The 13,602-nt window shown below is 63.3% G+C and carries 10 protein-coding genes; 8 read left to right on the plus strand and 2 right to left on the minus strand.

Features of this window, described 5'->3' with window-relative positions; genetic code table 11:
• The first annotated feature begins 23 nt into the window (after nt 1-23).
• The 5 genes from ABZ728_RS17925 (at nt 24) to ABZ728_RS17945 (ending at nt 5,711) form a co-directional block, all read left to right on the plus strand.
• Nucleotides 24-974, plus strand: coding sequence for a substrate-binding domain-containing protein (locus tag ABZ728_RS17925; RefSeq protein WP_366657617.1), 951 nt, complete (start codon nt 24-26; stop codon nt 972-974).
• A 115-nt stretch (nt 975-1,089) separates the two neighbouring features.
• The gene (locus tag ABZ728_RS17930) at nt 1,090-2,088 is read left to right on the plus strand and encodes a sugar phosphate isomerase/epimerase family protein (protein WP_366657618.1); all 999 of its coding nucleotides are present in this window, start codon (nt 1,090-1,092) and stop codon (nt 2,086-2,088) included.
• A gap of 4 nt (nt 2,089-2,092) precedes the next feature.
• Entirely contained in the window at nt 2,093-3,307 is a 1,215-nt protein-coding gene (locus tag ABZ728_RS17935) for a Gfo/Idh/MocA family oxidoreductase (RefSeq protein ID WP_366657619.1), read from the plus strand.
• Entirely contained in the window at nt 3,307-4,473 is a 1,167-nt protein-coding gene (xylA, locus tag ABZ728_RS17940) for a xylose isomerase (protein ID WP_366657620.1), read from the plus strand. The genes ABZ728_RS17935 and xylA overlap by 1 nt, the downstream gene beginning before the upstream one ends.
• Nucleotides 4,474-4,565: 92 nt before the next feature.
• A complete protein-coding gene (locus tag ABZ728_RS17945) occupies nt 4,566-5,711 on the plus strand; it encodes an NADH:flavin oxidoreductase/NADH oxidase (RefSeq protein ID WP_366657621.1) in 1,146 nt (381 codons plus the stop codon).
• A 93-nt stretch (nt 5,712-5,804) separates the two neighbouring features.
• On the opposite strand, the gene ABZ728_RS17950 is transcribed toward ABZ728_RS17945, so the two are convergent.
• Nucleotides 5,805-5,942 (minus strand): hypothetical protein, encoded by a 138-nt coding sequence (locus ABZ728_RS17950; protein ID WP_366657622.1) that lies wholly within the window; start codon nt 5,940-5,942, stop codon nt 5,805-5,807.
• Between the two features lie 294 nt (nt 5,943-6,236).
• Between ABZ728_RS17950 and ABZ728_RS17955 the strand changes: the two genes are divergently transcribed.
• Nucleotides 6,237-8,810: an autotransporter domain-containing protein gene (locus ABZ728_RS17955; RefSeq protein WP_366657623.1), complete on the plus strand. Its 2,574-nt coding sequence runs from the start codon at nt 6,237-6,239 to the stop codon at nt 8,808-8,810.
• A 481-nt stretch (nt 8,811-9,291) separates the two neighbouring features.
• Here ABZ728_RS17955 and ABZ728_RS17960 read toward each other — a convergent pair whose 3' ends face one another.
• The gene (locus tag ABZ728_RS17960) at nt 9,292-11,682 is read right to left on the minus strand and encodes an EAL domain-containing protein (RefSeq protein WP_366657624.1); all 2,391 of its coding nucleotides are present in this window, start codon (nt 11,680-11,682) and stop codon (nt 9,292-9,294) included.
• Between the two features lie 317 nt (nt 11,683-11,999).
• Between ABZ728_RS17960 and ABZ728_RS17965 the strand changes: the two genes are divergently transcribed.
• The gene (locus ABZ728_RS17965; protein ID WP_366657625.1) at nt 12,000-12,989 is read left to right on the plus strand and encodes a tripartite tricarboxylate transporter substrate binding protein; all 990 of its coding nucleotides are present in this window, start codon (nt 12,000-12,002) and stop codon (nt 12,987-12,989) included.
• 99 nt (nt 12,990-13,088) lie between these two features.
• Entirely contained in the window at nt 13,089-13,595 is a 507-nt protein-coding gene (locus ABZ728_RS17970) for a tripartite tricarboxylate transporter TctB family protein (protein WP_366657626.1), read from the plus strand.
• Nucleotides 13,596-13,602: the final 7 nt, after the last annotated feature.

Below are 13,602 nucleotides of genomic sequence, written 5' to 3' on the forward strand. Positions count from 1 at the left end.
AACACGAAACGGGAGGAAACACCATGACAGGAAAAGCGATACTGGCGACAGCGGTCGCGATACCGGCGATGCTGGCGGCCGGGGCCGCAGCGGCACAGGACGTCACCATCGGCGTCTCGATCCCGGCGGCGACCCACGGCTGGACCGGTGGCGTCAACTATCACGCCAACCAGGCCGCCGAAGCCCTCGAAGCCAAATATGACGGTCTTGAGATCGTGCTTGTGACCGCCGGCAGCGCCAGCGAGCAGGCCAACAGCCTGGAAGACCTGCTGATCGTCCACGAGATCGATGCGCTGGTGGTGCTGCCGTTCGAAAGCGATCCGCTGACCGATCCGGTGCGTCAGGTTGCCGACCAGGGCGTGTTCGTCACCGTGGTCGACCGTGGCCTTGCGGAAGACGGCATCGAGGACATCTATGTCGCCGGCAACAACCCCGAAATGGGCCGCATTTCCGCCGAGTACATGATCGACGCGCTCGACGGCAGCGGCGAGATCGTCGTCCTGCGGGGCATCCCGACCGTAATCGACGATCAGCGGGTCGAAGCCTTCATGGGCGAGATCGAGGATACCGACATCGAGGTTCTGGGCATGGAATATGCCAACTGGAACCGCGACGACGGGTTCGAGGTCATGCAGGACTTCCTGTCCCGCTTCGACAATATCGACGCGGTCTGGGCGCAGGACGACGACATCGCGATCGGTGTCATCGAGGCGGTTCGTCAGGCCGAGCGCGAGGACGAGATGTTCATCGTCGGCGGCGCCGGCATGAAGGAGATCATCCAGCGCGTGATGGAAGGTGACGACCTGACACCGGTCAACGTGCTCTATCCGCCGGCAATGATCGCCACGGCCATGGAAGTGACGGCCCTGCACTTCTACACCAACGCGCCGGTGCTGGGTGAATACATCCTGGGCTCGCCGCTGATCACGCAGGAAAACGCCGAGCAGTACTACTTCCCCGACTCGCCGTTCTGATCGACCACCGGTAGCGCGCACGGTCCGGCGGCGGCGACATCCGCCGGGCCATGCGGTCCGGATTTCAGCCGCCGACGGCGTGACCCGCGAGACAATCCATGGAGGACGACCAGTCATGGGACGTTCGGTAACACTCTTCACCGGCCAGTGGGCCGACATGCCGATCGCCGAGTTGGCGCCGGCCGCGCGGCGGATGGGCTATGACGGCCTGGAACTGGCCTGCTGGGGCGATCACTTCGACGTCGACAAGGCCAACGACGATCCCGGCTATATCGACCGCCTGAAGACGCTTCTCGCCGACAACGGGCTGAAATGCTTCGCCATCGGCAACCACCTGATGGGCCAGGCGGTCTGCGACCCGATCGATGAGCGTCACAAGGGCGTTCTGCCGCCCGCGATCTGGGGCGACGGCGATCCCGAAGGCGTCCGCCGCCGCGCGGCGGAACAGATGAAGGCAACCGCCCGTGCCGCGAAAAAACTCGGTGTCGACGTGGTGACCGGTTTCACCGGCTCCAGCATCTGGAACAGGATCTATTTCTTTCCGCCCATGGGCCAGGATGTCGTGGACGCCGGGTTCAAGGACTTCGCCGACCGCTGGAACCCGATTCTGGATGTATTCGACGAGGTCGGCGTGCGGTTCGCGCTGGAAGTCCATCCGACCGAGATCGCCTATGACATCCATACCGCCGAACGGGCACTGGACGCGATCGGCCGTCGGCCGGCATTCGGGTTCAATTTCGATCCCAGCCACCTGATCTGGCAGGGGCTCGACCCGGTCAAGCTGATCAACCGATTTCCCGACCGTATCTTCCACGTCCACATGAAGGACGCCGCCCGCAATCTCGATGGCGAGACGTCGATCCTGGCATCGCATCTGAGTTTCGGCGACCACCGCCGGGGCTGGGATTTCCGCTCTGTCGGTCGGGGCGAGATCGATTTCCAGGCCATCATCCGCGCGCTCAACCGGATCGGCTATCAGGGCCCGCTGTCGATCGAGTGGGAAGACAGCGGCATGGATCGCATCCATGGCGCCACGGAGTCTGCCACCTATACCCGCAACGTCGATTTCCCTGCGTCGGATGTCCAGTTCGACGCCGCCTTCGAAAAGGAGTAGCGCCATGGAACCGAAGATGGGGCGCAAGCTGAAGATGGGCATGGTCGGCGGCGGCAAGGATGCCTTTATCGGCGGCGTTCACCGCACCGCCGCGATCATGGACGGCACGACGGAATTCGCCGCCGGCGCCCTGTCATCCACGCCGGAGAAGGCCAAGGAGTCCGGCCGCGCGCTGGCCCTTCCCGACGACCGGAACTATGGCTCGTGGGAGGAAATGATCGAGCGGGAACTCGCCCGCCCGGCCGGTGACCGGATCGATTTCGTCAGCATCGTCACGCCCAATCATATGCATTTTCCGGTCGCCAAGGCGTTCGTCGAGGCCGGATTCAATGTCGTCCTCGACAAGCCGATGGTGCAAACCGGCGAGCAGGCGGCCGAGCTGATCAAGGCTGTCGACAAGAGCGACGCGGTCTTTGCCGTCACCTATAACTATGGCGGCTATCCGATGATCAAGCAGGCCCGCGCCCTGGTGCGCGAGGGCCGGCTGGGCAAGATTCGCAAGGTCATCGTCGAATACAGCCAGGGCTGGCTGGCACGCAAGATCGAGGACGAAGGCGCCAAGCAGGCCGAGTGGCGGACCGACCCGGCGCGCTCCGGCATCGCCGGCGCGATCGGCGATATCGGCTCTCATGCCGAGAATCTGGCCCATGCCGTGACCGGACTGGACATCACCGATATCTGCGCCGACCTGACGACTTTCGTGCCGGGACGGCGGCTCGATGACGATGGCAATCTGCTGCTGCGCTTCGAGAACGACGCCCGCGGCATCCTGATCGCCTCGCAGATTTCCGCCGGCGAGGAGAACAATCTCCGCTTGCGCGTCTATGGCAGCGAAGCCGGGCTGGAATGGCATCAGGAGAACCCGAACTATTTGTATTTCCGACCGCTCGATGCCCCGGAACAGGTGTTCAAGCGCGGCAATCCTTACGTCGCCGACGACGCCAGCCGGTTGACGCGCACGCCGTTCGGCCATCCCGAAGCCTTCTTCGAAGCCTTCGCGAATATTTATCGCAATGTCACCGACACCATTCGGGCGCGGAGCGACGGCCGCCAGCCGACGGACCAGGAACTCGATTTCCCGACTGTTCGCGATGGCGCGCGGGGCGTCCACTTCATCGAGAAGACAGTCGAAAGCAGCCGCAGCGAAAAGAAATGGCTGCCCGCGCGCTGGTCCGAGCCCGCTGCAGGTAAAGGCACAGACAAGAAGGACCACGGCTGATGGACGCGTATCTGCCGAAACCGGAAGACAAGTTCACCTTCGGCCTGTGGACCGTCGGCAATCCGGGCCGCGATCCGTTTGGCGAGCCGACACGCTCGCGCATGGACCCGGTTCATACCGTCAGGAAACTTTCCGAACTCGGGGCCTGGGGCGTCAACTTCCACGATAACGACCTCGTCCCGATCGACGCCAGCACCGCTGAGCGCGACCGCATCGTGGCCGATTTCAAGAAGGCGCTCGGCGACCACAACATGGTCGTGCCGATGGCCACCACCAATTTGTTCGGCGATCCGGCGTTCAAGGATGGGGCCTTTACCTCGGCCGACAGCCGGGTGCGGGCCTATGCCCTGCAGAAGACCATGCAGGCGATGGATCTGGGGGCGGAATTCGGCGCGAAGACCTATGTCTTCTGGGGCGGCCGCGAAGGCGCCGAGGTCGATGCCGGCGGCGTCATGAATGACGGCCTGAAACGGTTCCGCGACGCCATCAACTTCCTGTGCGACTACAATCACGACCAGGGATACGGCTATCGCTTTGCACTGGAGCCCAAGCCGAACGAACCGCGCGGCGACCTGTTCCTGCCGACCGCCGGCGCCATGCTGGGTTTCATCGCGACGCTGGATCAGCCGGACATGGTCGGCGTGAACCCGGAATTCGCCCATGACACCATGGCGGGGCTGAATTTCGCCCATGCGCTGGCCCAGATCATCGATGCCGGCAAGTTGTTCCATGTCGATCTGAACGACCAGAAGATGGGACGGTTCGACCAGGACCTGCGGTTCGGCGCGGAGAATTTGAAAACGGCTTTCTTCACCGTCAAGCTGCTGGAAGAAAGCGGTTATGACGGCCCCCGGCATTTCGACGCCCATGCGCTGAGGACGGAGGACGAGGACGGCGTCTGGGCCTTTGCCGCCGGTTGTATGCGGACATACCTGATCCTGAAGGACAAGGTCGCGCGTTTCGCCGCCGACACCGAGATCCAGGACATGATCCGGGCCTACACTGTGACCGAGCCGGATCTCGACGGGCTGGGCCAAGGCTACAGCGCGGACAAGGCGGCCCGGCTGAAGTCGATGACCTTCGACCGCCACGCGCTCGGCAGCCGGCGCGTCGATCTGGAGCGGCTGGACCAGTTGACGGTGGAAATCCTGATGGGCGTCCGATAGCCGAATGGTGTTGGCGGCACGCATCGCGTTGCCGCCGGCGCCGATGATGGTATGGTCGGAGCCATCATGAACCAACCGGGCCGACCTTTCACATGTCCCAGAACAGCTCGCTACCGCCCAACGCGAATTCCGAAACCGACCGCCGCATTCAGAAGCCGAACCGGTCGCCGCATCTTTTCCAGCCAATCGACTTTCGCGCCGTCACAGCCCGCAACCGGATCATGGTCTCGCCCATGTGCCAGTATTCGGCGGAAGACGGCGTGGTCAACGATTGGCATCTGGCCCATCTGCTGACCCGCGCCGCCGGCGGGGCCGGCATCGTGTGCGTGGAAGCCACTCATGTGACGGCCCAGGGCCGCATCACGCCGGGGTGTCTGGGATTGTGGAACGACCGCCAGCGCGACGGGCTGGCCCGCATTGCCGCGGCCATCGACGGTCAGGGCGCGGTTCCGGCGATCCAGATCGGTCATGCCGGCCGCAAGGCATCGACGTCGAGGCCGTGGGAGGGCACGCGCCCGTTAGCGCCGTCGGACGGCGGCTGGGAGACCATCGCGCCGTCTCCGATCGCGCAGACCGACGCGACCCCGACGCCGCGAGAAATGACTGCCGGCGACATCGAGCAGGTCGTGGACGACTTCCGATCCGCCGCCCGCCGGGCCCGCGAGGCCGGTTTCCGGATTCTGGAAATCCACGGCGCGCATGGCTATCTGATCCACTCGTTTCTGTCGCCGATTTCCAATCTCCGCACCGACGAATTCGGCGGTCCGCTCGACAACCGCATGCGGCTGCTGAATGCGGTTCTGGACGCCGTGCGTACCGAATGGCCCGATGACCTGCCGCTGTTCGTCAGGCTGTCGGTGACCGATTGGGTCGAAGGCGGGCTGGATGTCGACGCCTCGGTGACGATTGCCAAACGCCTGGCAGCGCGCGGCGACGTCGATCTGATCGATTGCTCCTCGGGCGGCGTCGATCCGCGCCAATCGGTCAAACCGTATCCCGGCTATCAGGTCGGATTTGCCGAACGCCTCCGCCGCGAGGCCGATATCGCCACCGGCGCCGTCGGCCTGATCTCGGCCCCGGAGCATGCCGAGGAAATTCTGGCGAACGGCCGGGCTGATCTCGTCCTGCTCGGCCGCGTTCTGCTGTTCAATCCGCATTGGCCGCTGCACGCCGCCAAAACGCTGCACGCCGACGGCCCGCCGTGGCCGCTGCAATACGAGCGGGGCAATATCTACTGACGAGTTGCCATGCGGCATTAATGGGCACGCGGCAAAAAGCGGGCGTCGGATTAGCCGTCGCCCGCCAAATTCATTTATTTATTGCTTATAGAATTACTTCTTTTTCGGCGCGTTGATCGCGGAAAGTGTCCGTGCGCCTGCATCGACTTTGGTACCCGCAAGCGGTGCCGCCGGCTTTTCCGCCTTCGGCTTCTTGATTTCCTTGTTGCCGCGTTTCTGACCCTTGGCCATGATTTTTGCTTTCGCAGTGCGGGCGCGGTGAACGCAAGCCCGCCTCGTCGCTGCCGGATGAATGTATGAGACCCGCCGCGCCATCCGGCCGAACGCGCGCTGTCGGCGATCACCGCCCCTGAATCGGGGCCGCCAAACGCCGACTCTGAATATTGCGTGTGCCCGATGTCGATACAAGGCGCCATCTTCGAATTTACCAGATTTCAATAAATCGGCCCCTATGAATGCCAATGACCGAACCCAACACTGCCTTGCGTCTGAATGTCGGGGCCATGTGCGAGAAAGCAGCCTGAAATGAGCGAAGTGAACGAATTTACAACCCGATCTGCACGTACGGGCGAGGACGACAATACGTGCTTCGTGAAATTCCGGCGGCCGACCCGGGCAGCCCGACGCAGCCGCATGGCCCTGCCGGTCGCCGCCGCAATCGCGGCCGGCACCTCGGCCGCGGAGCCCGCGATCGCCGCACCGGATGCGCACTATTGGAGCAGCAACACGTCGACCACGTGGAATGATGACAACAACTGGGGTTATCACGGTGCGCCCGATGTCAAGTCGACATTGGATATCGTAATCGACCAGACCGATGCTGTTCCGGCCATAGTTGACTCTACCGAAAATTCGGGCTCAGGCTTTGTCCTGGTCGGGAGAGATGATGGACATACTGGCCGATTGGACATCAACAGTTCCGGCGGATCGGGTACAGTCGGGTTGACCTCCCTGGGCGCTCGCATCGGGCAGGGCGGGTCCGGCGAGGTCAATGTCAGCGGTCAGGGCGCGACATGGACACTGCACAATAATTTCGGCGGCCTCGTGGTAGGCGACGCGGGCACGGGCGTCTTGCGGATCGATGATGGCGCGACGGTTTCCGTCGCTGACGGAAAGGGGACGATCGATCTCGGCCGCCAAAATACTGGCAGCGGGACGATCGCCATCGGCGGCATGGCCGGCCAGACGGCGTCAGCCCCCGGTACACTGAACGCCGATCGGTTGCAGATGAACACCGGCAGCGGCCAACTGGTTTTTAACCATACCGGTGATGACTACGAATTCGACGCGCAGATCGTCAGCGAACTGAACCCTCCGCGCAGCGTACCCGATCACCACATCAGGCATCTGGCGGGCGTTACGCGACTGACCGCAGACAGCAACGGCTTTCTGGGGGCCACAAGCGTCGACGGTGGAACGCTGATCGTCGGCAACCGGCTGGGCGGGACGATGACCGTCGGCGCGAACGGCACATTGCGCGGCACCGGCACCATCGGTCCCCTTACCCTGAACGGGGTTCTTGAACCCGGCAACCCGGGCGGCACCATGACCGTCAATGGCAACGCCACGTTCAACAGTGGCTCCACCTATCGGGTTCATGTCGATCGCAACGGCACCAGCCGGACAAATGTCAACGGCAATGCTGTGATCGAGGGCGGAACGGTGGATGTCATCAGCCTGGAAGCCGACGGCGACGAGAGTGTGGTTGGCACGCACGAGATTCTGCAGGCGGCCACCCGCACCGGTGAATTCGACGACGTTGTGGCCAATTATGCCTTTCTCGACCCATCGCTCAGCTATGACGATAGCCGTGTCTTTCTGACCCTGGCGCTACGGGAAGTTCCAGATCCCGGACCTGATCCGGAGACGACCCCGGATCCGGTAATGACTCACTTGCAAGCGCTGGCCCGGCCTTTTGCGGGCAATGCCAATCAGCAGGGGCTGGTGGCGATCCTTGACAGCCTGGATCAGAGCGATCCGCGCTATCAGGCCTTTGTCGAGGAGTTCCGCAAACTATCCGACGACGAGGTCTCCGCCGTTCTGGAAGAACTCAGCGGCAGCCGGTCGGCCGGGACATCGGGCATTTCGGTCACGTTCTCCACCGCCCTGATGGATTTCGTCCAGATGGCGAATGGTTTCGGCGGGTTCGGGGGAACCGGGGCTCAGACCGCTTCGGCCCTGACACCGGGCACGATCCAGTTCGCCAGTGCCGAACCGCTGGCCCGTAGCGAGTACGATGAAGTCGCGCAGGCACCGGCTCCGGCAGGTGCCGGCCGCGCCGACGGCCCGGCAAGCTGGGTCCGCCTCGTCGGCCAGACCGGCCGACAGGGCAGCGCCGACGGCATGCCCGGCAGCGACAGCCGATCCGGCGGTCTGCATGCCGGGATCGACATGCCGGTGAACGATGCCGTTTCGGTCGGTGCGGCGATCGGCTATGAACAGGGCCGCGTCACCTCCGGCGGCATGCTGGGCGTCGACACCGAGAGTTACAGCGGCGCGGTCTATGGCCGTTATCAACGGGACGATCTGCGCCTGTCGGGCGCGTTCAGCTATTCCCGGATCGACTATGACAGCAGCCGGGATGTGCCCCAATTCGGCCGGCAGTCGGCCGAGTATCACGCCGACGCCTGGAACATCGATGCCCAGGCGGCTTACGATTTCCGGCCCGGCCCCGATGGCCTCACCGTCTCGCCGCTGGTTGGCGTCCGCTATATCGGCATGCGTCAGGAAGGCTACGAGGAAAGCGGCGATGCCGGTCTGTCGGTCGACGGGCTGACCAGCGACAGCCTGCGCGCCAGACTGGGCGCGGAAACACGGTTCGAAAGCACCACGGCCGCGGGCACGACCGTCGCCCTGACCGCCCGCGCCGCCTGGAGCCGCGAGATCGGCTCGCCGGAAACCGCGCTCAGGGCCTCGCTTTTGGGCAGCGACAGCTTTGCCATCCAGGGTCAGGGCCTGCCGCGCGACATCGCCGAATTGGGCGTCACGCTGGATGTGGGCGTCACCGACAACGTTGATCTGTTCGCCGCCTATGACGGCAGCCTCGGCGACAACTACGCCGACCATCGCGGACAGGCCGGGCTTCGTTTCACCTGGTGACCGGGGCGGTACCCGGTTTAACCGCGCCGGGCATTGGGGCGGGTGGCAACGCCCTCCCCTCCTGATCGCTCCTGACTTGGGCCACGGAAATCACAAATTGTCGGTGCAGTGCCAACTGTACTTGATAAGCCGAAATCCGTTTCCTATCCCTTCCTCGGCAACTGTGTTTATCAACACAGCATCCGCCCCTGTCTCCTCCCCGGAGACGCGAAGCGTCATCCGGGGTCCACGCGTTCGGCGAGAGCGCTGATAGTGTGGGCCCCGGATCAGCGAAGCACCATTTCATGGTGCATCGCGTCCGGGGCAGGGGAATTCTTTGGGCGCTGTCCCCTTGTCCATTCGCCAGGAAACGGGACGGTCAGGGGGCTGACGATCGGCTTGAGATTTTACCCCACCCTGATCGCCCCTGACACCGATCAGGGGCCTCGATCCGCATGCACCCGGTTCGCTGCTTCAAGCTCCAGATATCGGCCACGCGTTCCTACGCCGCCTTGGCCTGGCGTACCAGCCGATCGGCTTCATCGACGCCCAGTGGTTTCGCGAACAGATAGCCTTGCGCGTACAAACAGCCGATCGAAACCAGATAGGCCCGCTGGGCATCGGTTTCGACACCTTCCGCGACGACGTCCATGCTCAGTCGCCGGGCGATGTCGACGATAGCGTCGACAATGTCGCTGCCTTCGATGTCCTGACCAATGCGCGAGACGAACGACCGGTCGATCTTCAGGGTATGGAACGGCAGTTTGTGCAATTGATTCAGCGACGAGTAACCCGTACCGAAATCGTCGATCGCCAGCCGGACCCCGAGATCGCCCAGCTCTTCCAGCATGGCGGTCGCGGTCTCGGGATTCTGGGCCGCAAGACTTTCGGTCACTTCGAGCTTGAGCTGCGCGGGTGGCAATCCCGCCTGCCTGACCGCAGTCGCCACGGTCTCGGCCAATCCTGCCCCACGCTCGAACTGGCGAGCGGACACGTTGACGGTCACGAACAGCGGCGGAATCCCGTCACCGCTCAGCCATTCGGCCAGTTTCCGGGTCGCCGTCTCGATCACCCATCGGCCGATTGGCACGATCAGGCCAGTCTCTTCAGCGATCGGAATGAAATCGGCTGGCGAGATGATGCCCCGTTCGGGGTGGCGCCAGCGCAGCAGTGCCTCGAAACCGACCAGATCGCGGCTCGCGACATCGACGATCGGCTGATAGACGAGAAACAGTTCGCGGCGCGACAGCGCGTCGCGCAATTCGCTTTCGATCCGAAGGCGCTGATGAGCAGCCGCGCGCAACGTCTTTTCGAACACCGCATGACTTCCGCGTTCCTCGGCCTTCGCGCGGTACATGGCGAGATCGGCGTCACGCAGGATGTCTTCGGGCGACAGATCCGGCTCGGTCGGCACCACGATTCCGATGGACGACATGCAGGAAACCGTCTGACCGTGCAGCGTCATCGGTTCGGCCAGCGAGGCGCGCACGACCGACGCGAGATCTTCAGCCGCCGCCATCGGATCGACCCGCTCGGCAAGGACGACGAACTCGTCGCCGCCCAGGCGCGCGACGGTGTCGTCCGGTCCCGCGATGCGCTCAAGTCGCTGGCCGACCGCGGTCAGCATCTCGTCGCCGATGGTATGGCCCAGGCTGTCGTTGATCGTCTTGAAATTGTCGATATCCATCGACAGCACCAGAAACGATCGATTGCGCTGCATGAGATGGCGAAGCCGTTCGATCAGCAGCGTGCGATTGGCCAGCCCCGTCAGACGGTCGCGCAAGGCATCGTTGACCAATTGTTCTTCGTAGCGTTTGCGTTCGGTGATGTCGCCCACCGACCCTACGATGCGATAGGGCTCGCCACTGCCGTCATAAACGATCGCGGCACGAATATCGCCCCAGAGAACCGTGCCCAGGGCCGACCGGAGTCGAAGCTCGCAATCAAAGACGTCCTTGCCGCCCACGACCGCTTCCTCGAACGCCCGAGCCAGAGCGAATTCGTCCTCCGGTACCAGGCAGGGCAGTATATCGGCCTTGATCTCGGCCAGATCGCCCTCGGTCAGGCCGAGCAATTCATGGGCCCGCGGCGAAAAATAGCGGTCCCCGGTTCTGAAATCGACGTCGAATATACCATCGCGCGAGCCTTCGATCACCAGCCGGTGCCGGTCGCGGGTCGCCAGCAGCGCGGATGAAAGATCGGCGTTATCCCGCGCGGTGGAAATCTGATGAGCCACCAGCCCGCGCCCGCGTGAGACTGCGACTGCCAGCACCAGGGTCACCGCCAGTATGGTGGCGATCTTGCCGACCTCCGCGCCGATCAGAATGTTATTCGAGGTCAGGTGAACGACATAATCTCGCGTCCGTCCGGCTTCACCGGCATTGTTCAGCAACGCATATCCCACCAGTGCCGCCCAGCCGGCGGCGGCCGTCAACCCCGTGATCACCAGATGGCGCGGATCGAACCGCAATGCCCTCAGGGCGATGAAAATGAAGATAAAGAAGAACTCCGGGGCCTTCAGGGAAAAGGCCGGCGGCTGCTGATACTGGATATGGAAGCTCCAGATCAGCCCGAGCAGCAACAGCATATCCGCCGCCACGGACAGCACCGTAAACCAACCCGGCAAACGGCCCCGATAGGCGAGCGCCAGACGGATGACCGTAAACACGAGATACGCGGCCAGCGCCCAGGGCACCGGCTGAAAGTCGGATTCGACTACCGATTGTCTCGATCCGACCGAATACAGCACGGCGAACCCGGCCAGCAGAATCATTTGCGACCAGCCGACCAGAATCTCGCTCCGGCTCTGGTCGGCTTCCACGGCCTTCTGAACCACATCGGAAGCGCGCCTTAGCGGAAACACCTGATCTCTGAGATGATCGAACAGCCCCACTCATATCCCCTTGCGCAGACCTATACCGCCAATTCCCTCAAGGGTGGCGTCCAGCCCATAAGGTCAATCTAGAGATAAATCGTTAATACCTGGTTTGAGCTTTTGCACAATCGGCAGGCACGGTCACCGATCCGCCCCAGTGGGTCGATCATGCCTGGTCGGTCGCTTTTGCCGAATGGTTCGTTTGTTCCAGACAATTCGTTTGTGAATGACTGCTTGTCAGGCAGGCCATGCGCTGTACACTTCCGCGCCTCGGGTGACGGAACCGGGCGACGAAGCACTCGTCGAATCAAGAAATGCCTTTAGGGAGACCCATCGTGAAATATCTCGTTTCCGCAGCCGCGATCGCGCTCGTCGCCGCAGCACCCGCCGCCATGGCCGAGTTTCCGGAGCGCGAGTTGCGCGGTGCGATCATGTGGGGCGAAGGCGGCGCGACCGACAATGTCGCCCGCGCCCTGACGCCTCATGTCGAAGACGCCCTGGGGCAGGATATCGTGCTTCAGAACCGGACCGGCGGTGTTGGGGCGATCGCGACGCAGTATGTCCATTCCCAGCCGGCGGATGGCTATAACCTGCTCTACGGCGCGGAAAACCCGCAACTATACCGGGTTCTGGGTCTGTCAGACCTCGACTACCGCAATTTCGAGCCGGTCAGCATCATCGCCCAGGGGCCGGCGGTGATCGTGACGCATCCGGACTCGCCCTACGAAACGCTGGAAGATCTGGTCGCTGCGGCCCAGGAAAACCCCGGCGGCATCACCATGGGCTCGACCGGCCCGGGCGGCATCACCGACGTCATCGACGCCATGATGCAGAGCATCACCGGCACCGAGTTCAATGCCGTCGTGTTCGATGGCGAAGGCCCGGGGCTGACCGATCTTCAGGGCGGCCACCTTGATTTCATGACCGTTGGACTGACGGCGGCCCGCGACACGATCGAGGCTGGCGCTGTCCGCGCGCTCGCCGTCGTTGCCGAGGAACCGATCGAAGGTATGGACGCACCGCCGATCACGGATATCTATCCGGAATTCGAGCGCTACCTGCCATGGGGACCGTTCTATGGTGTCTTCGTCCATGCCGATACGCCGACCGAGACGGTCGATACTCTGGCCGAGGCCTTTTCCGAAGGCGTCAATAATCCGGAATTTCAGAGTTTCATCAATGATTTCGGCGCCGTGATCCTCGATCTCAGCGGCGAGGAAGCTCGTGAGTATCTGGACAACTGGCAGTCAACCACGACCTGGCTGATGCACGAGCAGGGCGCCACCGAGGTCTCGCCGGAAGAGTTCGACATACCTCGTCCGTAATAAGGGCCCCTGATCTGGACGCACCGGCACTGCGGGGCAGCTTTACAAGCTGTCCCGGTACCGTCGAATCCGGTCGAACAGCCGAACGAGAGTTGGTTCATGGCACAACGCGGCGAAGCCGTCTTTTCGCTACTCCTGCTCGCCGCCGCAATATTCCTGTCGGCTGAGGCCTACGGCATCGACGGCATCGGCAACTGGGACTCCGCAGGCTCGATCCCGCTGATCTCAACGGCGGCGATGGTGCTGACAGCCGGCTTCGTTGCCGTTCGGTCGCTGGTGGGCCAGCGAACCGGTGATGCTGGCGGGCTCAAAACGTCAGGCGAGCCCGATAGCGCGACCGACAGCGGCACTGGGGCCAGCGCCTACGGCGCGGACACCTCTGCGCCTCTGCTGTCGATCGACCTGATCGGGGTCCTGATGCTGCTGTTCGCCTATGTCGTCGCGATCGGCTATACCGGCTTTTATCCGGCCTCGCTGGTGTTCGTCGCCGCCACCATCTGGTTCCTGCAGCGGGGCCGGCCTGTTCAGGCAACGGCGATCGCCCTGCTGTGCGTGGTCGCGATTTATGCCGCCTTCGAGACCTTCTTTCAGGTCCGACTACCCTGACGCTGCA

Origin of the sequence: Fodinicurvata sp. EGI_FJ10296, from assembly GCF_040712075.1 — a bacterium.
Classification (GTDB): Bacteria; Pseudomonadota; Alphaproteobacteria; order DSM-16000; family Inquilinaceae; genus JBFCVL01.

Bases quoted from the DNA above. Each gene is read 5' to 3' on its own strand.
- ABZ728_RS17925 (WP_366657617.1), top strand. From the start codon at position 24: ATGACAGGAAAAGCGATACTGGCGACAGCGGTCGCGATACCGGCGATG.
- ABZ728_RS17930 (WP_366657618.1), top strand. From the start codon at position 1,090: ATGGGACGTTCGGTAACACTCTTCACCGGCCAGTGGGCCGACATGCCG.
- ABZ728_RS17935 (WP_366657619.1), top strand. From the start codon at position 2,093: ATGGAACCGAAGATGGGGCGCAAGCTGAAGATGGGCATGGTCGGCGGC.
- xylA (WP_366657620.1), top strand. From the start codon at position 3,307: ATGGACGCGTATCTGCCGAAACCGGAAGACAAGTTCACCTTCGGCCTG.
- ABZ728_RS17945 (WP_366657621.1), top strand. From the start codon at position 4,566: ATGTCCCAGAACAGCTCGCTACCGCCCAACGCGAATTCCGAAACCGAC.
- ABZ728_RS17950 (WP_366657622.1), bottom strand. From the start codon at position 5,942: ATGGCCAAGGGTCAGAAACGCGGCAACAAGGAAATCAAGAAGCCGAAG.
- ABZ728_RS17955 (WP_366657623.1), top strand. From the start codon at position 6,237: ATGAGCGAAGTGAACGAATTTACAACCCGATCTGCACGTACGGGCGAG.
- ABZ728_RS17970 (WP_366657626.1), top strand. From the start codon at position 13,089: ATGGCACAACGCGGCGAAGCCGTCTTTTCGCTACTCCTGCTCGCCGCC.